The organism is Humidesulfovibrio idahonensis (assembly GCF_054657715.1).
Genome location: NZ_BAAHYE010000003.1, coordinates 1,765,085 through 1,784,659, shown reverse-complemented (window position 1 = coordinate 1,784,659; position 19,575 = coordinate 1,765,085). Strand labels below are relative to the sequence as shown.

Genomic DNA, 19,575 nt, shown 5'->3' with positions numbered 1-19,575 from the left:
GGACCGCATGACTACCCATCGCTTCGGCCATGTGGCCCTCATGGGCCCGCCAAACGCAGGCAAAAGCACCCTTCTGAACCACCTTTTGGGGCAGAAGCTGGCCATCGTCTCGCCCAAGCCGCAAACCACGCGCAACGCCATCAGCGGCATCCACACCACGGACGACGCGCAGATCGTGTTCCTCGACACCCCGGGCGTGCACCGCATGGCCGGACGCATGAACCGCCTGCTGCTCGAGGCGGCCTGGGGCGCGCTTTCCCAGGCGGACGCCGTGGTGCTCATCATCGACGCCCAGCTCTACGCCAAAAAGCCGCAGCTCTTTGACGGCGAGATACGCCCCCTCACCGATCCGGTCACCCGCGTGGGCAAGCCGGTGTTCATCGCCGCCAACAAGGTGGACGTGCTGCGCCCCAAGGAAAAGATGCTGCCGCTCCTGCTGCGCATCGGCCAGGCCTTTCCCCAGGCCGAGGTGTTCCCCATCTCCGCCTCCACGGGCGAGGGCGTGCCCGACCTGCTCGAAGCCATCACCAAAATTCTGCCCGAAGGCGCGGCCCAGTACCCGGACGACCAGCTCTCCACCGCGTCCCTGCGCTTCATGGCGGCGGAGATCATCCGCGAGAAGCTCTTCCTCGAACTGGAGCAGGAGCTGCCGTACAACACCATCGTGGAGATCGAGAAGTGGGAGGAGCCGGAAGCGGGCGCAGTGCGCATCAACGCCTGCATCCACGTGGCGCGCAGCACCCACAAGGGCATGGTCATCGGCAAGGGCGGCCAGATGCTCAAAAAGATCGGCACGGCCGCGCGCATCGAGCTGGAAGTGCTGCTGGAGCATCAGGTGCTGCTGGAGCTGTGGGTCAAGGTGCGCGAGGACTGGACCGAGGACACCGCTTTCCTGCGCGAGATGGGCCTGGGCGAATAACCGGCCGGCTTCCCGCGAGCCTGCGCTTCGCGCCGATGCTTCGCGCCGGCATTTCGCGCCGATGTTTCGAGCCGATGTTTCGAGCCGATGTTTCGAGCCGATGTTTCGAGCCGATGTTTTGCGCTGACGTTCGTTGCGCTGACGAGTTTTTTGCACTGGCGGTCTATTTGAATTGGCGGCTTTTCGGGCTGGCAGGCCGTACCGCTGGATTCTTCGGCCAGAACACACCTTCAGTTTCAAAATCACACCGGCCGGGGCGGAAGCTCTGGCCGGTTGTTTTTTGCGCCAAACGCCCCCTCAAGGCTGCTCAGACCATGCCGCCGATGCTCCCAGACGGGGCGCCCCCTCGACCACATTCAAAATCACATCAGCCAAGCCCACGCTCCGGCCGGTTTTCATGTGGACGACTTCCGCCAGGAGCATGCGATGAAGCATGACGCCAGTGCGGGGCGATTCCCGCCGGTGCGGCGTTCCGACGTTCTGAACGGCGGGCTGAACGGCGGGAGGATTGGCGAGGAGGATTGGCGAGTGGGTCGTCGAGCGGAAGGTCACCCAGGCGTTGCTACTCCTCGCCGGGCTGCACCTCGCGCGGGGCGATCTCCAGCGGCTCCATGGCGGGCAGTTCCTTCTCGGGCGCGGCGGCAAGCTCCTTGAAGCGCCGGGCCTGCACCAGCACCCGCGATTCCAGCGAACTCACAGTTTTGTTGTAGGCATCCACCGCGCCGGAAAGCCCCTTGCCCACGCGGGCGAAGTGCTCCGACAAGGTGACGATGCGCTTGTACAGCTCGCGCCCAAGCTCGCTCACCTGCTGGGCGCTCTCGGCCACCTTCTCCTGCCGCCAGCCATAGGCCACGGCGCGCAAAAGCGCGATGAGCGTCGTGGGCGAGGCCACGATGACGCCCTTTTCCACGCCCTCCTCAATGAGCGCGGGGTCGTGTTCCAGGGCGGAGCTGAAGAAGATCTCGCCGGGCAGGAACATGACCACGAACTCCGGCGTGGGTTTCAGGTGCTCCCAGTAGGCCTTGTTGCCGAGCTTGGTCAGGTGGTCGCGGATCTGCCGGGCGTGGCTCTGCATGTTGTGCTTGCGCGCGTCCTCGTCCGTCGATTCGTAGGCGTTCAGATAGGCTTCCAGCGGGGCCTTGGCGTCGACCACCACGTTCTTGCCGCCGGGCAGGCGCACCACCATGTCCGGCCGCAGGCGTCCTTCCTCGGTGCTGACGCTGGCCTGCTCCGTGAAGTCGCAGTAGTTGATCATCCCCGCCAGCTCGACCACGCGCCTGAGCTGCATTTCGCCCCAGCGGCCGCGCACCGTGGGCCGGCGCAGGGCCTCCACCAGCTTGCGCGTCTCCTTCTTGAGGTCCACCTGATCGCTGGCCAGAAACTTCACCTGCTGGCACAGCTCCACGTAGGCGTTCTGGCGGCTCTTCTCCATGTCCTGAATGCGCGCGTCCACCTGGGTGAGCGAGTCCTTGATGGGCTTCACCAGGCCCTCGATGCTCTTCTGGCGCAGCTCCAGGTCGCCCTTGGCCGCTTCCTGGAAGGTGGCGAGGTGGGACTTGGCAAGCTCCACGAAGCTCTGGTTGTTGTGCTTCAGCGCATCGGCGGAAAGGGCCTTGAAGGTGTCCTGCAACTTGGCCTGCAAATCTTCGAGGATGGCCTGCTTCTCGCTCGCGGCCTTGCGCTCCTCCTCCATGCGGGCGGCCAAATCGCCCTCGCGCACCTTGAGGGCCGAAAGCTCGGCGGCGGATGCCGCAAGGCGGGCCTCCAGCCCAGGCACGCGGGCGGCGGATTCCTCGGCGCTGGCGCGGCGGCCGGTCTCCTGGCGCAGCACGACGGCGCTTTCGGCGGCGGCAAGGCGCAGGCCGTCCAGCTCCGCGCGCAGGGTCTGGGCCTGGGCCATGGCCCCGCGCAGGCGCTCCACCAGGGCGGACTCGCCGCTGCGGGCCTGGGCCAGCTGGGCCTCGGCCTCGGCGCGCAGGCGCAGCGCCTCGGCGGCGAAGCGGCTTTTGAGCAGCAGGGCGGTGACGACCGCGCCCAGCGCGGCCCCAAAAACAAGGGCCAGAACGCCCAGCAGCGTCTCCATGGGCTAGTCGGCCAGCTTCTTGAGCAGCCAGGCCATGTTCTTGCCCAGCACGTGCATGGTCCGCAGGCCTTCGTCGTCGCCATTCACCTGTCCGGGCTCGCGGCCATAGCCCATGTTCCAGTAGCTGGAGCCGGGCACGATCATTTGGCTGATGAAGAAGAAGTGGTTCAGGGTGTCGAAGGTGTGGATGGCCCCGCCCCGGCGCGCGGTGACCACGGCGGCCCCGGCCTTGCGGCTGAACATGTCGTCGTTGGCTCTGGCCACCATGCCCGCCCGGTCCATGAGGGATTTGATGTTGGTGGTGACATCGGCGAAATAGGTGGGCGAGCCGAGCAGGATGCCGTCGGCCTGGCGCATCTTCTCAATGTAGCCGTTCATGTCGTCGTCGACGGCGCAGCGGCCGTCCTTGTTCTCGAAGCACTTGTAGCAGGCAATGCAGCCTTGCAGGGCCCTGGGGCCCAGCTGCACCAGCTCGGTGTCGATGTCCTCGGCCTCCAGCTCGGCCAGAGCGACCCTGAGCATGATGGCGGTATTGCCGTTCAGCCGCGCGCTGCCGTTGATGCCAAGCACCTTCATCTGCCCTCTCCTTAGGTTTCGGTGGTGACCCGCGCCGTCCAGTCCACGCCCTGGGGGGCGGCTTCATCGGCCGCGCCCACGTGGGTGAAGCCCACGGCGATGCGCCTGAGCTTGCCCTGCGGGCCGCCGGGCGCGCTGACGCCGCGCACCAGCCCGGCGTACCAGTAAGGCTTAAACTGCTTCTCCCGAAACTGGAACAGCGAACATTTGAGCACCACGGGACTGCCCTGCTCCAGCGCGCCGGGCAGCAGCCCCGCGCGCACCTCCAGGGCCAGCCCGCCGGCGGAAATGTCCGTGACGGCGTTCTCTTCGCCGTGGCGGCCGTCATAGGCGTTGACCCAGATGTCGGGCGCGGCGTCGGGGAAATACACGGGGCTCACGCCCGCCTCGGCCAGCCACAGGCGCACGCGCACAAAGCGCTGGTCGCTGACGCGCTTTCTGGTGTGGCGGCGGCGCACGATGGCCAGCAGCTCCGTGGGGGCGGCCAGCAGCATGCGCGGCGGCTCGGCCACGGCGTCCACGGCGGCGATGACCGTTTCGAAGGCGTTTACTTTGCGGCCCTCAAGCCGCTGCGGCGGGAAAAAGCAGGTGACGCGCGCGCCGGGGCCGGCGCGGCCCGGGGCGGCAATGTCCAGAAGCTCGCAGAGCAGCCCGTCCGGTCCGAGGGATATGGGCACGCAGCGGCCCAAAGACTCGCCCGCGGCCTCGGCCCCGTTGCCTGCGCCGCCGTTGCCGTTCGCCGAGCAGGAAGAGGACAGGCTGAAGTCCAGGGGCACGGCGCGGGCCGCAAGATCCTTGAGAAAAGGCGCGGTCGCCGCCAGGGGCGCATCCTGCGCGGGCACCACGCTGCGCCGCCCGGCGCGGCCCAGCGCAAAGCCGCCGGCGGCGGAAAAAGCCGCCACCAGCGCCATGCCGGTCCACCATGCCGCATCCGTCATGCCGCCTCCTGAATATCTGGTTGGCGGCAAGAATACGTGCGGCGCGCGGACGTTGTCAAACGTAGAGACGCAAGCCGGTTACAAAAGCCCCCGGCACGACGGAGAAAACCTCGGGGCCGGGTCTAGGCGGTGCGGAACACGTCGTACAGCTCCGGGCTCACCTCGATGATGAAATGCCCTTCCTCCACGCGCATGCGCACGTTGAGCTCCGGCACCAGGGCCATGTCCTCGGCCACATTGGCCCATTTGCTCATGAGAGCCCTGGGGTCGGCCTCGTCAACGGGCAGCTTCTCCGCGAAAATCCATTCTTCTTCAGCCATGATGCGCTCCTTGAACCCGGTCTAGATGTAGACCCGCCGGTTCATCCCCAGCAGGCAGAAAACTTCATAGGAAATGGTGCCCCACCAGGAGGCCAGCTCGTCGGCCGAAATGGCCAGCGGCCCGCTGCCGCCAAGCAGCACAGCCCAGTCGCCGGGGCGCACGTCGGGCACGTCGGTCACATCGGCCGCGCACAGCTGCATGCACACGCGGCCCACCTGCTGCACCCTGCGCCCGCCGATGAGCATCTGCGTGCCCTTGTTGGAAAGCCCGCGGCTGTACGCGTCGGCGTAGCCCGCGGCGACGATGGCCACCTGCATGTCGCGGCTGGCCGTGTAGGTGCCGCCGTAGCTTATGGTCTGGCCCTTTTTCAGCGGATGCACGGAAACGATCTTGGTGCGCACCTCCATGGCCGGCACAAGCCCGCGCCCCAGGTGCTCCCAGGCCGTGCCCGCAAAGGGGTTGGCGCCGTAAAGGGCGATGCCCCCGCGCTGGCTCTGGTGGTGCAGCTGCTGGTGGCCCAAAATGCCCGCCGTGTTGGCCAGGTTGGCCTCCACCTGGTGCCCGGCCTGGCGCAGCGCCGCGACCATGGTCTCGAAGCGCTTGCCCTGCTCCAGCACAAAGCCCACGGCGCCGGGGTCGTCGGCCGTGGCGAGGTGCGAGCTGGCCATGACCGGCTTGACCAAAGGCGCCTCGCGCAGGCGCTCCAAAAGCCGGGGCAGGTCGCTTTCCACAAAGCCCAGCCGGGCCATGCCCGTGTCGAACTTGACGGAGATGGCCAGGGGCTTGCCCAGGCGCGAGGCCTGGCCCGCAACGGCCTCCAACTGGCGAAAGCTGCCGATGAACGGAATGATGTCGTATTCCCACAGGGGCGGGTAGTCTTCCGGGTCCACGGGGCCCAAGAGCGACATGATGCGCGCGCTGATGCCCTTCTCGACCAGGTGCTTGCGCAGGGCCGCGCCTTCCTCCACCGAACCGATGGCGAAGGTGTCGCAGCCTTCCTGCGAGAGGGCCTCGGCCACTTCGCACAGGCCATGGCCGTAGGCGTCGGCCTTGATGACGCCGATGACCCGGCTGCCGGAGTTCTTCAAAAGCCTGTAGTTGGAGCGGATGGCCGAAAGACGGACGCTGACTTCGAACTTGTTGTACAAAATGCTCATGGGAGGCAAATCTCCTGCGCTTTTTTTGATGAGGGAAGCGCGGGGGGCAGATTGGCAGAGATTGGCCCGGGGTGCAAGGTGCGTCTTGAAGACCCGGCTGGTCGGGATTTGCGGACGCGCTACTTGCGCTTGAACATGCGCTCCAAATCGCCCTCGCCGAAGGACAGCACCACGGGCCGTCCGTGCGGGCAGTGCTCGCGCTCCGGCGCGGCCAGCCAGGCCTCCAGCAGGGCCAGGGCCTCGCTTTGGGCCAGGGGCTGCCCGGCCTTGATGGCCGACTTGCAGGATAAAAGGGTCCACAGGGAGACCAGCCCCTCGGACTGCTCATCCAGAATCTCGCGCAGGTACTGCACGGCCTTGCCCGCGGGCAGGCTGGGCGGCACGCCGCGCACCAAAAGCTGGTCCTGGGTCTCCTCCAGCACATAGCCCACCTCGCGCAGTTCGTCCGCGAACTCCGCCAGACGCAGGGCCTCGGCCGGGTGCAGGCCCAACGGCAGCGGCACGGCCAGGGGCTGGGAATCCCCGCCGCTGCGCGCCCGCCGCATGTTCTCCAGAATCACGCGTTCGTGCGCGGCGTGCTGGTCCACCAGCACCAAGCGCCCGGCGGAACCACCCTGGCGCAGCACAAGGTAGGTGTCCGCCACCTGGCCCAGGTACTCCAGGCCGTCGCGGGTCAGGGCCTGGGGCGCGCCGGCGTCGGCCACGGGGCTCTGCGGGCCATCGAGCTGCGGCCCATCGAGCTGCGGAGAGGAGACGGCTCCAGCGTCCTGCGCCGCGCCGGGCCGGGCCCATCCGCCGGAATAAGGCGTCACAGGCAGGGGGACTTCGCGCTCCGGGGACTGGAACGCGCGGTACGCGGCCAGCGGGCCGGGCTTGTCGTGGGCATCCCAGGCTCCCCGGCCGGGTGCGATCCGGCCTCCGAAGGACTGGCCGCCAAGGGATTGGCCACCGAGGGACTGGTCGCCAAGCCCCCGGTCGGAAGACGGCGCGGAGGAAAATGCGGCGGGCTGGTCAAGGGCGCCCGCGCCCGCGGCGAAGGTTGCGGCCTGGGCGTAGCCGGCGGGCGCCTCCGCCAGGGCCTCGGCCCCGGCGATGGGTTCCAGGGCATAGCGCACCAGGGAGAAGATGGCCCCCTCGTCGCGGAAGCGCACTTCAAGCTTGGCCGGGTGCACGTTCACGTCCACCTCCTCCGGCGGGAGGTCGAGGAACAGCAGCACCTGCGGATACTCGCCCGAAAGCAGCCGCCCCTTGTAGGCGTCGCGCGCGGCGCGCATGAGCAGGCGGTCCTGCACGGGGCGGCCGTTGACGTAGAAAAGCATGCGGTCCGCGCGGTTCTGCGCGTGGGAGGGCGACCCGGCCAGGCCGTGCGCGGTCATGCCGTCGCGCGCGCGGGAAAATTCCTTGAGCCCCTCCAGCACCTGCGGCGGCCAAAACTGGCCCAGGCGCGCGGCAAGGGTCTGCCCGCCCGGCAGGCGGAAGATCTCGCGCCCGCCGCTCTGCAGCGAGAACGCCACATCGGGCCGGGCCAAGGCCATGCGCATGAGCGCCTCCTGGCAGCGCTTGGCCTCGGTGGCCTCCGTGCGCAGAAACTTGAGCCGGGCCGGAGTGCTGGCGAAGAGCCGGCGCATGTCCACGCGGGTGCCCTGGGCCAGGGCGGCGGGTCCCTCGGACACCACTTCGCCGTGCTCCACCTCTATGTGCGCGGCCTCGGGCTGGGCGCTTTCGCCCTCCGCGCCGCGGAAGCGCGAGGTCAGGGTCAGGTGCGACACCGAGGCGATGCTCGGCAGGGCCTCGCCCCGGAAGCCGAAGCTGGTGACGGCGAAAAGATCGGCCGCGCTGGACAGCTTGCTGGTGGCGTGGCGGGTGACGGCCAGGGTCAGCTCCCCGGCCGGAATGCCGTCGCCATCGTCGGAAACCACGAGGCGCGTGACGCCGCCGCCCTCAAGCAGCACGTCGATGCGCGCGGCGCCGGCGTCCAGGCTGTTCTCGACCAGTTCCTTGAGCACGCTCGACGGGCGCTCCACCACCTCGCCGGCGGCGATCTGGTTGCGGAGGGTTTCGGGCAGGAGGGTGATTGCGCGGCGCTTCATGCGCCAGAGGATGCCTTTACGGCTTGCCGAAATCAAGCAGGTTGAAGCGCAGCTCGATATTCTGGTCCGTGGGCTTGCGGGCGTACTTGAGCTGGACCTCGTAGCACTGGTCGCGCCAGTTGAGCGCAACGGATTTCTCCAGGTCCGAGTGCCCGGCGATGTCCATGCGGTAGTTGCTGACGATCTTGAGCTTGTCGGTGACGTAGTAGTCCGCGCCCAGGGTGAGCACCTGCACGTCGTTGTTCCGGTCGCGGGTGTACTCGTGGATCGGGTACAGGTAGTCGTGACCGAAGCGCAGCTCGCCCAGCTTCTCCTTGTTCAGGGTCAGCTGGTGCTCGTGCTCCGTGGGGCGGTTGAGGTAGGGCGAGTAGTACGTCTTGGAGGTCAGGGTGACGAACTTCTCCGGGCGGATGGCGCTTTCCACCATGACGTCCGAGAAGGGACGCTTGGGATGGGCGGTTATATCTTCCGTGCGCGAGGCCTCGTCGCGGTTGAAGGACTGCTCCACGCGCAGGCGCAGGAAGTCCAGATAGTCGGTGGCGGCCACGGGAATGGTCGAATTGGTGCCCGGCGCGCCAGGGGCGGAAACCACGTTGGTGCGCCTGCGGTCGAACACGTTGGTCAGCGAGTAGGTGATGGCGTTCTGCCGGGTCAGGCGGTCCAGGCTGTCGAAATACGGCAGGCGCTCCTGGGACTGGGGCGCAGGCACGTAGGCGAACTCCAGGCGGGGCTCCACGCTGTGGCGTATGGCTCCCCACTCGCTCTTGCCCACGTTTTCGGGCAGGGCGGCCAGGCGCTTGTCGGACAGGTTGTACACGCGGGAAAATTCCGTAAAGCCGGTGAATCCCAGCTCGAAGAACGTGCGGGCCGGGGTCTTGTTCGTGGTGGTGGTGCTGGGCTCGTTGGTGTAGCCGCCCACGGTGTAGGCCGTGTTGCGCAGGCCGGCGGTGGGAATAAGCGTCACCGGCCCGATGGGCATGGGCAGGCTCAGCACCGGGTGGAAGTCCGTGCGCACGCCGCGCGTGCCGTATTCGCGCCAGAAATAGTTGAAGCGTCCCGAGGCCTCCAGGTCGAACGGCGTGCCGGCCAGGGCGTCCTTGAAGGCGAAGGCGTTGAGCTCCGGCAGGCTCTGGGTGGTGGGGTCCTTGGACGAGGGATTGTTGCCGTTCATGTAGTTCAGGTTCTGCGTCCAGGCCATTTTTCCCGCCACGCCGAAACGCTCCCAGCTGCGGGAGAGAAACGCCGTGCTGGTGCGGGTGAGGGAGTCCACCACATCGATGTCGCGGCCGAATTCCTTCAGGAACGTCTGGCGCGAGGACTCGAAGCCCGAAGCGCCGGAGGAAAACTCGCGCAGGTAGTTCTGGTCGCTCACCATGTCCAGGTCCAACTTGAAATTCCAGGCCGGGTCCACCACGAAGCCGTTGTACTTGCTGCGCAGCCACCAGCGGTTGCTGTTGGAGCGGGAGAGCCCGTCGGTGTGCAGGTCGGTGTCCTCGTTGTACAGCGAAGCCGCGCTCCTGCGGTCGTTCAGGAAGTCGAGCCGCCAGTCGCCCTTGGTGCGCGAGTTTTCGGCGTGGCGGTATTCCAGCCCCTGCATGACGCCGCGGCGGCTCATGACGTTCTCGTAGAACGTCAGGTCGTGCTCTTCGTCGATGGCCCAGAAATAGGCCTGGTTCACGGAATAGCCGCGCAGCGTGCTGTGCGAGATCTCCGGGGCGAGCAGGCCGCTTTGCCGCCTGCCGTTGCCGGGCAGCGACAAGAACGGCATGTAGGCCACGGGCTGGTCCAGCACGTTGAAACGCGAATTGTAGAGCTTGGTGCGGCCGTCGAGGTCGATATCGCCGTCCTTGGCCGAGAAGGACCAGGCGGGCGTTTCGCCGTCGCAGCCCGTGAACTTGGCGTTCGCGAAGCGGTAGTTCGAGGCGCCGTAGCGGCGCGCGTACTCGGTCTGCACGCGCACGTTGGACTTGCTCACAAACACCTTGCCGTGCTTGAGCCAGCCCTGCATGCTCGAAAGGTCGAACTCGGCCTCCTCGGCCTCCAGCACGTCGCCCTCCCAGACCACATGCACGTTGCCGCGCAGAATGACCCAGCGGCTGGACTGGTAGTAGCGGATGGAATCGGCCTTGAGGGTGTTGAGCCCGCGCACCAGGGTGGCGCCGCCCACGGCTTCTATGTATTCGCTGCCGTGCTGGCCGATGATGCGGTCGGCCGCGAGGTTCCACTGGTCCTCGCCCTGGAGCCCGGGCACCACGAGGGCGGGCTGGGCGCTGCCCGCGGGCCCGGTGGGCGTTGTTCCCGGCGGGGTGACCGGCAGGCGCAGTTCCGGCCCGTCGGAATCGTACCCGGGAAAAACGGGCGGGGCGGGCGGGGTTTCCGTCTGGCTCTGCAGCTCTTCGTCGGTGAACACGGGCAGGGCGATGCTCTGCGCCGTCGGAATTTCGACACCCTTGGTGAAGTCGGGCGCGGCGGGCGGATGCTTGGCCGTGATGTCGAGGCGCACCTCGCGTACGGCCCCGGACGAGGGAGCGGGCGGCGGCGTCACCGGCAGGCGCACCTCCGGCGCATCGGCGAGAGAGTCGCCGATGACCGCCAGGGTGGGCCCGACCATGAGGCTGTGCAACAGCCCCAAGGCGAGGAAGATGACGATGCGCTTATGCTTCAACCCGTTGTCGTCCTTGTGATTTAATTAAATGCCGCGGGAGTCCAGATAGGGGTCTTCCGTGGCCAGGTAGCCTGTCACATAGTCCTTCACCGCGTCCTCAAGGCTCATGAACGGGGCGGTGTAGCCCAGGCCCCTAAGCTTGCCCATCTCCGCGCGGGTCAGATACTGGTACTTGTCGCGGATGATCTCGGGCATGTCGATGTACTCGATGCTGGGCTTCTTGCCCATGGCCGCAAACACCGCATTGGCCAGATCATTCCAGGTCCGAGCAATTCCGGTGCCAACATTGATGACGCCGCCCGCCTCCGGGTGCTCCAAAAGCCACCACAGGATGTTTACGCAGTCTTTAATGTAAACGAAGTCGCGCATCTGGCCGCCATCGGGGTACTGTGCCCGGTAGGAGCGGAACAGGCGCATGCGGCCTTCCTCCTTGATCTGGCGGTGGGCCTTGCAGATGACGCTCTTCATGTCGCCCTTGTGGTATTCGTTGGGACCGAAGACGTTGAAGAACTTGATGCAGGCGATCTGGTCGAGCACGCCGGCGCGCATGGCCCAAAGGTCGAAGAGCTGCTTGGAGTAGCCGTACATGTTGAGCGGTTTGAGCCGGGCGATGCCGGCGTGGTCGTCGGAGAAGCCGAACTCGCCGCCGCCGTAGGTGGCCGCGCTGGAGGCGTTCAGAAACCGCGCCCCATGGGTGAGGGCAAACTGGCACAGCACCTGGGTGTAGCGGGTGTTGTTCTCCATCAGGAAGTCGGCGTTCTTTTCCGTGGTGCTGGAGCACGCGCCCATGTGCACAATGCCCTCGGTGCCGAAGGGGTCGTCCTCGCCGCTGACCATCTCGAGGAAGTGGTCGCGGTGCAGGTAATCCGTGTAGCGCAGGTTCACCAGGTTCTTCCACTTGTCGGTGGAGGCCAGGTTGTCCACCACCAGGATGTCGTCGATGCCCATCTGGTTGAGCTTCCAGATCATGGCGCTGCCGATGAAACCCGCGCCGCCGGTGACGATGTACATGAGTCGGCTCCTTGATGGTTATGCCCGGCCGAAAGTGGCCGGACCTGTCCCGGCGCCCCGTGGGATGCTTATGGGAACCCTTTATCCTAGCCGCTCCCAGGCCGATTGGCAACCGCCGATGCGCACGCGCCGCCGATTGAAACATTCCGGGGCGCATCGTGTTGCAAAGCCGGCCGATATTACGTATATCTGCTTCAAGGGAAGAATTTTCTCAGTGGTGGGCTTAATCCCCTCTCCAATCACTTGAAATTCAAGGAGTCTACTGATGAGCATGAAAAAACGTCTTTTGAGCGGCATTGTTCTCGCCGCCTTCATGGCACTTATGTTGGCCGGACAGGCCGCTGCCGAAACCCTGAAGCCCAAGGTCGACAACTTCGTGCTGTTCGTCGACTATTCCGGCTCCATGGCCATGAACAGCGACGTGGTGAAGGGCGTCAAGATCAAACACGCCAAGGAACTCATCAATCGCATGAACGCCGAGATTCCGGCCCTGGGCTACAAGAGCGGCGTGGCCACCTTCGCCCCGTACTCCACGCTTTTGGCCCCCACCACCTACAGCAAGGACGCCGTGGCCAAGGCCGTCGCGCCCATCAAGACCGACTACGAGATTTACGGCCGCAACACCCCCATGGGCATGGGCCTGAAGGATCTTGATCCCGTCCTGTCCAAGTTCACCGGCAAAACCGCCCTCATCATCTTCACCGACGGCGACTCCAACTACGGCTCCGACCCCGTGGCCGAGGCCAAGGCCCTGTACGCCAAGTACCCCAACCTGTGCATCCACGTGGTGAGCTACGCCGACAACGCCCGCGGCAAGATGGTCGTCGACGAGATCCGCGCCATCAGCCGCTGCTCCGTCGTGGGCGATCCCGTCGCCATGAACGACGCCGCCGCCCTGAAGAAGTACGTCCGCGACGTGTTCTACGACGTTGCCGACGACGCCCCGGCCCGCGCCATGGCTCCGGCCAAGGCCGACTGCGAGACCATCACCTTCGGCAACCTGAACTTCGGCTTCAACAAGTTCCAGATCACCAAGGAAATGGAGCCCGCTCTGGAGCAGGCCCTCGGCATCCTCAAGGATTCCAAGTGCCAGAAGTTCGTCATCGAAGGCCACACCGACAACGTCGGCGGCATTCCCTACAACCAGAAGCTCTCCGAGCGCCGCGCCGCCTCCGTGGCCAAGTGGCTTTCCGATCACGGCCTTGACGCCAAGCGCCTTTCCCCCGTGGGCAAGGGCAAGCTTGAGCCCAAGTTCGACAACAAGACCGAGGAAGGCCGCCACATGAACCGCCGCGTGGAAATCCGCAACCTGTAACAGCTTGACCAAACCGGGGCTGCGGAGCAAAGTACTCCGCAGCCCCGTACTTGAACCCCGGAGTTCCGCCGATGTTTTGCAAAGCCCGCCTGTCCGCCGCCGCTCTGTGCCTCACTTTGGCCCTGCCCTTGCTGGCCCAGGCAGGCTCCTCCTCCATGCTGGCCTCCATTGGCGATCAGGATGGCAACGAGGCCGCGCCCGCAGCGGAAGCCACCCCCCTGCACATGGACAAAGACCTGGCACGCGAGCACGAGCTCTTCTCCGACTTCGCCCGCTCCCAGGTGGAGCGCATGAACGCCACCATCATCGGCGGCAGGCAGAGCATGCACATCCACAAGGGCTCCGACGGCCTCTACCACGCCAGCTACCGCGCCATCGACCTGCCGGGCGTGGTGTGCCAGGTGCGCCGCTCCGAGAGCAATCCGCATTTCTACGTGGGCAACCTGATCTACAAGGAACAGGTGCTCGAAAGCGTGGGCAAGAGCCCCGACGCCTGCCGCAAAGGCCCCTTTGAGCCGGTGAGCGAAAAGGCCAACCGCCTCATCTACACCTCCAAGCGCGGCGGCGGCTGGCACTAAGCCCGGACGGCACCATGTCCGGCGCGCCCCTGCACGCGAACGTGCGCTTCTGGCGCGACCCCGCCCTGCCCGGCGTTGAGGCGCGCAGCGCAACCTACACCCGTCACGCCTTCCGCACCCATACCCACACGGCCTGGACCATCGCCCTGGTCGAAGCGGGCCGCACCCGTTTCAGCCTCGGCCCGCAAGACATCCGCCACACCGCCCAGACCGGGCAGATGGTCGTCATAGCCCCGCAGACGCCCCACGCCTGCAACCCGGAGCCGGGCAGCGGCTTCTCGTACCGCCTGCTGGCCCTTGCGCCGGGCTGGCTGGCGGGAGCCGCCGGAACCGAGCCGCCCCCGCATTTTTCCGGCCCGGTGCTGGACGACCCCGCCCTGTTCTCCGCCTGGCGCGACCTGCACGAGGCCTTTGTCTGGGGCGCGGCCGCGGCGCACAAGCAGGCGCTCGTCATGGCCTGCCTGCGCGAACTGGTGGCGCGCCACGCCGCTCCGGCCGCGGCAACCCCGCTGACCAATCCCGCCGTGGAGACGGCGCGCCGGGCCATAGCCGCAAGCCCCGGCGCCTGGGTGCCCCTGGACCGGCTTGCGCATCTGGCCGGACTTTCGCGGCATCACTTTCTGCGGGTGTTCAAGGCGGCCACGGGCCTGCCGCCCCACGCCTACCAGATGCAGCAGGCCATCGAGCACGCCAAGGCCCTGCTCGCGGAAGGACTGCCCATCAGCCGGGCCGCGCTCGATGCGGGTTTCGCCGACCAGAGCCACTTTTCACGCTGCTTCCGCCAGTTCACCGGGGCCACGCCGCGCCAGTACTGCGACAACGTTCCCTGCAACGCCTGGCCCGCGCCCCAAAATCCCTAGCCGCCCGCGGCCGCAATTTCATTCCATACGCCGGCTGCAAAGTGCGGCATGCTGCGGCCATGAATCCGAACCGCCCGCTCATTCCGTACCTGTGCCTGGCAGGGGCCGTGCTGCTTTGGGGCACCAGCTTCATGGCCATGAAGGTCGCCCTCACCGGCTTCGGTCCCTTGGCCGTGGTGTTTCTGCGCATGACCATGGCCTCGGGGCTCATGGCCGTGGTCTGGGGCCGCGTGCCCAAGGCCGGGCGCGCCCCCGGCGACCTCAAGTGGCTGGCGCTGGTGAGCCTGCTGCAACCCTGCCTGTACTTTCTGCTCGAAGGCTTCGCCGTCACCCTCACCACCTCGGCCCAGGCGGGCATGGTCTCCTCCCTGGTGCCGCTGCTGGTGGCGGCCGGGGCCTGGGCCTTCCTGCGCGAGCCGCTCTCCGCCCGCATGGTGCTGGGCATCGCGCTTTCTCTGGCCGGAGTGGTGTGGCTGTCTTTGGGAGGCGTTGCCGCGAGCAGCGCGCCCAATCCCGCCCTGGGCAATCTGCTGGAGCTGCTCGCCATGTGCTGCGCCAGCGGCTACATGCTGGTGCTCAAGCACCTTTCCAGCCGCTATAATTCCTGGCAGCTCACGGGGTTGCAGGTCTTCGCCGGGGCGCTGTTCTTTCTGCCCGGCGCCCTGTGGACCGAACCGGCCTGGCTGGCCGATCCCGTGCTGGCCGCGCGGGCCGTGCCCCTGCCCGCCTGGCTGGGCGTGGGCTACCTTGGTTGTGTGGTCACGCTGGGAGGGTTCGGCCTGTACAACCAGGCCGTGACGCGGCTCGCCTCGGCCCAGGCCGCCGCAGCCATCAACCTGGTGCCGCTTGTGGCGGTGCTTGCGGGTTGGCTCGCCCTGGGCGAGGCCCTGGCCCCGGCGCAGATGCTCGCCTGCGCGGTGATTTTGGCCGGGGTGCTGCTGGGCCAGACAAAGGGCGGAAGACAGGAGCGCGCGTCGGGCCCGGACTCGCCCGCGTCGGCCCGGAGGCCTTAGCCCCAGAGGGCGTAGGCCAAGGTGACCAGGGCGATGCTGCAAGCGCGCAGGGCCTGGTTGCTGATGATGAGGTTCAGCGCCAGGCCGGGCTTGAAGATGCCCGCGTAGTACGGGAACTGGTGGCGCACGGCGCGCACGGGCGAGGACAAGATGTTGCCCACCAGCAGGGCCAGCACCAACTCCTTCAGGGTCAGGCCGCCGGTGGCCACGAGCGCGCCTGCCGCGGCATATCCCGCGGTGGTCTCCGCTGCCATGTGGAAGGCGATGATGCCCATGGCCTGGGGCGGCAGCCAGGACAAAAAGGAGATGTGCTCGGCCATGTAGGCCTCAAGCTGGTCGAACACGCCCCAGCGCTTGAGGAAGAAGAACACCACGTAAATGGGGATGGTGTAGAAGATCATGCGCGGCAGGCGGCGCTTGAAGCGCTTCATGGTCTTGTCCAGGGCGGCGCGCCAGTTCCATTTGGCGTCCTCGGCCAGCAGACAGGCCACGCAGCCTTCGGGCAGGGGCGGCAGGGTCAGGCGTCCCAAAATCACGATGGCCACGGTGCGCAACAGCGCGGCCAGCACCGTGAAGCTGACGTAAAGGCCCGCGGCCGCGCCGACAAAGGGCGCGGCGATGAAGAACAGCGTGGGCAGGTGCAGAAAGTACGTGGGCAGACTGTTGAACAGGTTAGAGAGCATGACCTCGCGCTTGCTGATCTCGCCCCGCTCGTAGGCCTCGGCCAGCATGGTGTTGGCCGCCGCGCCGGAAAAGAAGGCCAGGGAGAAGCTGGCCCCGGCCACATCCTTGAGCCGCCCCAGGCGCACCAGGGGCTGGGCCACCTTGGCCACGGCGCGGGTCCACTGCAGGGCCTCGATGAGCGTGCCCACGAAAAGGCCGATGCTGACGGACAGCAGCAGGCGCGACAAGGGCACGGCCAGACCGTGCCACAGCGTGGCCAGGGTCAGCGTTTCAGATACGGCCATGCGGGCTAGGCTTCGCTTTCCGGCGTGTTGAACAGGCTCAGCTCGGCAGGGTCCATGCGCCGCGTGTTGGCCGCGGCCGGGAAGGCCCCGGCGCGCACCTCGGCGCAATACGCCGCAAGGGCGTCCTTGGCCGGCGTCCAGAGATCCGCATATTGCTTGACGAAGCTTGGCCGCAGACCAGGGCACAACCCCAGCACATCGTGGAACACCAGCACCTGGCCGTCGCAGTGCGGCCCGGCCCCGATGCCGATGGTCGGGATGCCTATCTCGGCCGTGATGCGCTGGGCCACCTCGGCGGGCACGGCCTCCAGAACCAGGGCGAAGCACCCGGCCTCGGCCAGGGCGCGGGCGTCGGCCAGCAGCTGCCGGGCCGCGCGGGCGGTCTTGCCCTGGGCCTTGAACCCGCCAAAGCGCGCCACCTGCTGCGGCGTGAGGCCGATGTGCCCCATGACCGGGATGCCAGCGGCCAGCATGGCGCGCACCACCGGCGCAAACTCCGCGCCGCCTTCGAGCTTCACGGCGCGCGCGCCGGCCTCCTGCAAAAAGCGCCCGGCGTTGGCCACGGCCTCGGAGATGCCGGTCTGGTAGGAAAGGAACGGCATGTCGGCCACCACCAGGGCGTTTTTCGCCGCGCGGCACACGGCCTTGGTGTGGTGCAGCATGTCGGCCATGGTGACGCCGAGGGTGTCGGGCAGGCCAAGGCAGACCATGCCCAGGCTGTCGCCCACAAGGATCGCGTCGGCACCGGCCGCGTCGGCCAAAAGGCCGGTGGGGTAGTCATAGGCCGTGAGCACGGCGATCTTGTCGCCGCCCTTGCGGGCCAGGATGTCGGGTGCGGAAAGCTGTTTCTGGGCCATTGGGACCTCCGTGCCGCGAGGGCTTGGTCCGCGCGAGAGGGCGGCGGGACAACCGGGACCACGAGCGGGGTCCCGCATCGCGGGCAGTGCGCTCAATTAGAACCGTGCGGGCGGCGCGTCAAGAAGCGCGCCTTTTGTCACAAGCGGGAGAGCTGCGCGGAAGGGAGGAAAGCGTGGGATGCTAAAGCGGCCAGACCGGCGCGAGCAGGCCCTTGTACAACCCCTCGGCGCTGGCGGGCACCGCGAGCAGACCGTCCGCCGCGAGCAGGGTCTTGAGGAGCCCGCTTTTGCCGAACACCGGATGGGCCAGGGGCGGCTGGCCGGGCCGGGCCTCCAGGCGCACGCGCACAAAGTCCTCGCGGCCCGGTCGGCCCGCCACGTTGCGCGCCAGCTCGGCCACGAAGGGCGGCGGCGCGGCGGCAAGGGCCCCTGCCCCGCCGGCCAGATGCCGCAGAAAAGGCTTCACCAGCACGGCCATGACCACCTGGGCCGAGGTCACCTGGCCGGGCAGGCCGAGCACGGCCTTGTTGCCCACCCGCGCGAGGATGGTGGGCTTGCCGGGGCTCATGGCCACGCCATGGGCCAAAATCTCCGCGCCGGGCTGGGCCAGCATGGCGGCGACGGAATGGTCGCGCGCGCCGATGGAGCTGCCGCCGGAAAGCAGCACCACGTCGCACGCGGCAAGGGCCTCGGCCAGGGCCGCGGTCAGGCGCGGCAGGTCGTCGGGCACGATGCCGAACTGCCGGGGCAGGCCGCCGGCCTCGACCGCCAAACAGGCCAGGGCGCTGGAGTTCACGTCGCGGATCTGCCCGGGCCGGGGCGTTGCGTCGGCGGGCACCAGCTCGTCGCCGGTGGAGAGAATGCCCACGCGAGGGCGCCTGCCCACGGCGATCACGGTCTGGCCCAGGGCGGCCAGCAGACCCACGTCCTGTGCGCGCAGCACGCGCCCGGCGGGCAGGGCCGCCTCGCCCCGGCGCACGTCCTCGCCCGGGAGCATGACGTTTTCGCCCGGTGCCGCGCTTTTGCGGATTTCGATGGTCTGCACGCCCGGCTCGCCGCTTGCGCTTTCCTCTGGCGCGCCGCCGAGAAGGCCGGTGTGCTCCACCATGACCACGGCGTCGGCCCCTTCGGGCAGGGTGCCGCCGGTGGGAATGCGCGCGGCCTGGCCCGAAGCCAGGCGCACGGCCCCTTGCGCGCCGCCGTCGGGTCCTTTGCCATGCCAGTCGATGCGCAGATCGGCCACGCAGTCCACATAGGCCGGGTTGGTCTCGGTGGCGCTGAAAACATCGCGCGCGGCAAGGGCGTAGCCGTCCATGCTGGCGCGGGCGGTCTGGGGCAGGTCCTCCGGCGCGGGCAGCTCGCGGACGAGCACACGGCCCAGCGCCTCGGCAAGGGGTGTCTCCTCCGCCGCAAGCACCGGAAAGGACGCCAAAAGCGCGCAGAACTCCGCGCGGCTCACCACGTTCAAAAAGCCGTGGCCGTCCAGTGTGTTGGAAGTGTCCGCTCTTGGCTCAGTCAATGTGGATGTCCACCTGGCCGGGGCCGAAGCCTTTGAGTTCGGAAAGCATGCCCTGGATGCCGCTTTTGAGGATGCGCTCCACAAAAGGATTGAGGGGCAGGGGCTTGCCGCCCACGGTGATGCGCAGGCTGCCGCCCAGGGCCTTGCAATCCTCCACGGTGGCCTCGCCCGCCACGATGTCCACGGCGAGGCTGCGGCAGTCCTTGCGGCCGCAGGCGCCGCAATCGAGCCCGGGCAGAAGGAAGCCGCTGCCCTTGGCGATGCGCGCCAGGCCCGCCACGTCGCGCGTGGCCATGAGCCCGTCCAGGGCGTGGTCGCCAAAGGCGGCCAGGGCCAGCTCCGGGTCCAGGTCGCGCGCGGTCTGTTCGTCGTCCGCGATGATGATGCGCGGCATGACGCCCTGAGTCTTGCCGCCCTCCAGCACCAGAAAGTCCGTGTTCACCAGGGGGATGAGATCGGCCAGGGGACGCTCGCCCGGCCAGGACACGAAGCTGCCGCCGGGCGAAAAGCCCATGACCATGTCCGCGCTGGCGCGGAAGCGCGCGGTGTCGGTCTCGGCCTTTTCGTCAAAGCCGTGGTGCGAATGTTTGACCAGGGTGACGGTCAGGCCGAGCTTTTTCAGGGCCTCGGCCAATTCCAAAGCCAGGGTGGTCTTGCCGGACTTCTTGTAACCCACGACGGCGATGGCGCGCATGTCAGCTCCTT

17 protein-coding genes are annotated in these 19,575 nt (G+C 67.5%); 5 read left to right on the top strand and 12 right to left on the bottom strand.

Annotated features, from left to right (window positions below):
* Positions 1 to 7 precede the first annotated feature (7 nt).
* Positions 8 to 919: a GTPase Era gene (gene era, locus ACYQ4W_RS14285; protein WP_459857931.1), complete on the top strand. Its 912-nt coding sequence runs from the start codon at positions 8 to 10 to the stop codon at positions 917 to 919.
* Positions 920 to 1,481: 562 nt separating this feature from the next.
* On the opposite strand, the gene ACYQ4W_RS14280 is transcribed toward era, so the two are convergent.
* The 8 genes from ACYQ4W_RS14280 to rfaD all read right to left on the bottom strand — a co-directional run bounded on the left by ACYQ4W_RS14280 (position 1,482) and on the right by rfaD (position 11,760).
* A complete protein-coding gene (locus ACYQ4W_RS14280; RefSeq protein WP_459857929.1) occupies positions 1,482 to 3,002 on the bottom strand; it encodes a DNA recombination protein RmuC in 1,521 nt (506 codons plus the stop codon).
* Positions 3,003 to 3,005: 3 nt separating this feature from the next.
* Positions 3,006 to 3,578: a flavodoxin family protein gene (locus ACYQ4W_RS14275; protein ID WP_459857927.1), complete on the bottom strand. Its 573-nt coding sequence runs from the start codon at positions 3,576 to 3,578 to the stop codon at positions 3,006 to 3,008.
* Positions 3,579 to 3,589: 11 nt separating this feature from the next.
* Positions 3,590 to 4,516: a PilZ domain-containing protein gene (locus ACYQ4W_RS14270; protein ID WP_459857925.1), complete on the bottom strand. Its 927-nt coding sequence runs from the start codon at positions 4,514 to 4,516 to the stop codon at positions 3,590 to 3,592.
* Positions 4,517 to 4,638: 122 nt separating this feature from the next.
* A complete protein-coding gene (locus ACYQ4W_RS14265) occupies positions 4,639 to 4,836 on the bottom strand; it encodes a hypothetical protein (RefSeq protein ID WP_459857923.1) in 198 nt (65 codons plus the stop codon).
* A gap of 21 nt (positions 4,837 to 4,857) precedes the next feature.
* Positions 4,858 to 5,994, bottom strand: coding sequence for an alanine racemase (gene alr / locus ACYQ4W_RS14260; RefSeq protein WP_459857921.1), 1,137 nt, complete (start codon positions 5,992 to 5,994; stop codon positions 4,858 to 4,860).
* Between the two features lie 119 nt (positions 5,995 to 6,113).
* Positions 6,114 to 8,084 carry a DNA mismatch repair endonuclease MutL gene (gene mutL, locus ACYQ4W_RS14255; RefSeq protein ID WP_459857919.1) on the bottom strand — a complete coding sequence of 657 codons (1,971 nt, stop codon included), beginning with the start codon at positions 8,082 to 8,084 and terminating at the stop codon, positions 6,114 to 6,116.
* Between the two features lie 16 nt (positions 8,085 to 8,100).
* On the bottom strand, positions 8,101 to 10,749 hold the full coding sequence (locus tag ACYQ4W_RS14250) for an LPS-assembly protein LptD (RefSeq protein WP_459857917.1): 2,649 nt from the start codon (positions 10,747 to 10,749) through the stop codon (positions 8,101 to 8,103).
* Positions 10,750 to 10,773: 24 nt separating this feature from the next.
* On the bottom strand, positions 10,774 to 11,760 hold the full coding sequence (gene rfaD / locus ACYQ4W_RS14245) for an ADP-glyceromanno-heptose 6-epimerase (RefSeq protein ID WP_459857915.1): 987 nt from the start codon (positions 11,758 to 11,760) through the stop codon (positions 10,774 to 10,776).
* A gap of 265 nt (positions 11,761 to 12,025) precedes the next feature.
* On the opposite strand from rfaD, the gene ACYQ4W_RS14240 reads away from it, so the two are divergent.
* From ACYQ4W_RS14240 to ACYQ4W_RS14225, 4 genes are all read left to right on the top strand, one after another.
* Complete coding sequence (locus ACYQ4W_RS14240; protein ID WP_459857913.1) at positions 12,026 to 13,075, top strand: OmpA family protein; 1,050 nt, start codon at positions 12,026 to 12,028, stop codon at positions 13,073 to 13,075.
* A gap of 71 nt (positions 13,076 to 13,146) precedes the next feature.
* A complete protein-coding gene (locus tag ACYQ4W_RS14235; protein WP_459857912.1) occupies positions 13,147 to 13,653 on the top strand; it encodes a hypothetical protein in 507 nt (168 codons plus the stop codon).
* A 14-nt stretch (positions 13,654 to 13,667) separates the two neighbouring features.
* Positions 13,668 to 14,513, top strand: a complete 846-nt coding sequence (locus ACYQ4W_RS14230) for a helix-turn-helix domain-containing protein (RefSeq protein ID WP_459857910.1) — start codon at positions 13,668 to 13,670, stop codon at positions 14,511 to 14,513.
* Positions 14,514 to 14,572: 59 nt separating this feature from the next.
* Complete coding sequence (locus ACYQ4W_RS14225) at positions 14,573 to 15,526, top strand: DMT family transporter (protein ID WP_459857908.1); 954 nt, start codon at positions 14,573 to 14,575, stop codon at positions 15,524 to 15,526.
* Here ACYQ4W_RS14225 and ACYQ4W_RS14220 read toward each other — a convergent pair.
* The 4 genes from ACYQ4W_RS14220 to ACYQ4W_RS14205 form a co-directional block, all read right to left on the bottom strand.
* Entirely contained in the window at positions 15,523 to 16,494 is a 972-nt protein-coding gene (locus ACYQ4W_RS14220; protein ID WP_459857906.1) for a hypothetical protein, read from the bottom strand. The two genes, ACYQ4W_RS14225 and ACYQ4W_RS14220, sit on opposite strands and share 4 nt — an antisense overlap.
* 5 nt (positions 16,495 to 16,499) lie before the next feature.
* Positions 16,500 to 17,351, bottom strand: a complete 852-nt coding sequence (panB, locus tag ACYQ4W_RS14215; RefSeq protein WP_459857904.1) for a 3-methyl-2-oxobutanoate hydroxymethyltransferase — start codon at positions 17,349 to 17,351, stop codon at positions 16,500 to 16,502.
* Positions 17,352 to 17,532: 181 nt separating this feature from the next.
* On the bottom strand, positions 17,533 to 18,870 hold the full coding sequence (locus ACYQ4W_RS14210; protein ID WP_459857902.1) for a molybdopterin molybdotransferase MoeA: 1,338 nt from the start codon (positions 18,868 to 18,870) through the stop codon (positions 17,533 to 17,535).
* Positions 18,863 to 19,564: a molybdopterin-guanine dinucleotide biosynthesis protein MobB gene (locus ACYQ4W_RS14205; RefSeq protein ID WP_459857900.1), complete on the bottom strand. Its 702-nt coding sequence runs from the start codon at positions 19,562 to 19,564 to the stop codon at positions 18,863 to 18,865. Before ACYQ4W_RS14205 ends, ACYQ4W_RS14210 begins: the two co-directional genes overlap by 8 nt.
* Positions 19,565 to 19,575: the final 11 nt, after the last annotated feature.

Coding starts and splice junctions, on each gene's coding strand:
- era (WP_459857931.1), top strand. CDS start 8: ATGACTACCCATCGCTTCGGCCATGTGGCCCTCATGGGCCCGCCAAAC.
- ACYQ4W_RS14280 (WP_459857929.1), bottom strand. CDS start 3,002: ATGGAGACGCTGCTGGGCGTTCTGGCCCTTGTTTTTGGGGCCGCGCTG.
- ACYQ4W_RS14275 (WP_459857927.1), bottom strand. CDS start 3,578: ATGAAGGTGCTTGGCATCAACGGCAGCGCGCGGCTGAACGGCAATACC.
- ACYQ4W_RS14270 (WP_459857925.1), bottom strand. CDS start 4,516: ATGACGGATGCGGCATGGTGGACCGGCATGGCGCTGGTGGCGGCTTTT.
- ACYQ4W_RS14265 (WP_459857923.1), bottom strand. CDS start 4,836: ATGGCTGAAGAAGAATGGATTTTCGCGGAGAAGCTGCCCGTTGACGAG.
- alr (WP_459857921.1), bottom strand. CDS start 5,994: ATGAGCATTTTGTACAACAAGTTCGAAGTCAGCGTCCGTCTTTCGGCC.
- mutL (WP_459857919.1), bottom strand. CDS start 8,084: ATGAAGCGCCGCGCAATCACCCTCCTGCCCGAAACCCTCCGCAACCAG.
- rfaD (WP_459857915.1), bottom strand. CDS start 11,760: ATGTACATCGTCACCGGCGGCGCGGGTTTCATCGGCAGCGCCATGATC.
- ACYQ4W_RS14240 (WP_459857913.1), top strand. CDS start 12,026: ATGAGCATGAAAAAACGTCTTTTGAGCGGCATTGTTCTCGCCGCCTTC.
- ACYQ4W_RS14235 (WP_459857912.1), top strand. CDS start 13,147: ATGTTTTGCAAAGCCCGCCTGTCCGCCGCCGCTCTGTGCCTCACTTTG.
- ACYQ4W_RS14230 (WP_459857910.1), top strand. CDS start 13,668: ATGTCCGGCGCGCCCCTGCACGCGAACGTGCGCTTCTGGCGCGACCCC.
- ACYQ4W_RS14225 (WP_459857908.1), top strand. CDS start 14,573: ATGAATCCGAACCGCCCGCTCATTCCGTACCTGTGCCTGGCAGGGGCC.
- ACYQ4W_RS14220 (WP_459857906.1), bottom strand. CDS start 16,494: ATGGCCGTATCTGAAACGCTGACCCTGGCCACGCTGTGGCACGGTCTG.
- panB (WP_459857904.1), bottom strand. CDS start 17,351: ATGGCCCAGAAACAGCTTTCCGCACCCGACATCCTGGCCCGCAAGGGC.
- ACYQ4W_RS14205 (WP_459857900.1), bottom strand. CDS start 19,564: ATGCGCGCCATCGCCGTCGTGGGTTACAAGAAGTCCGGCAAGACCACC.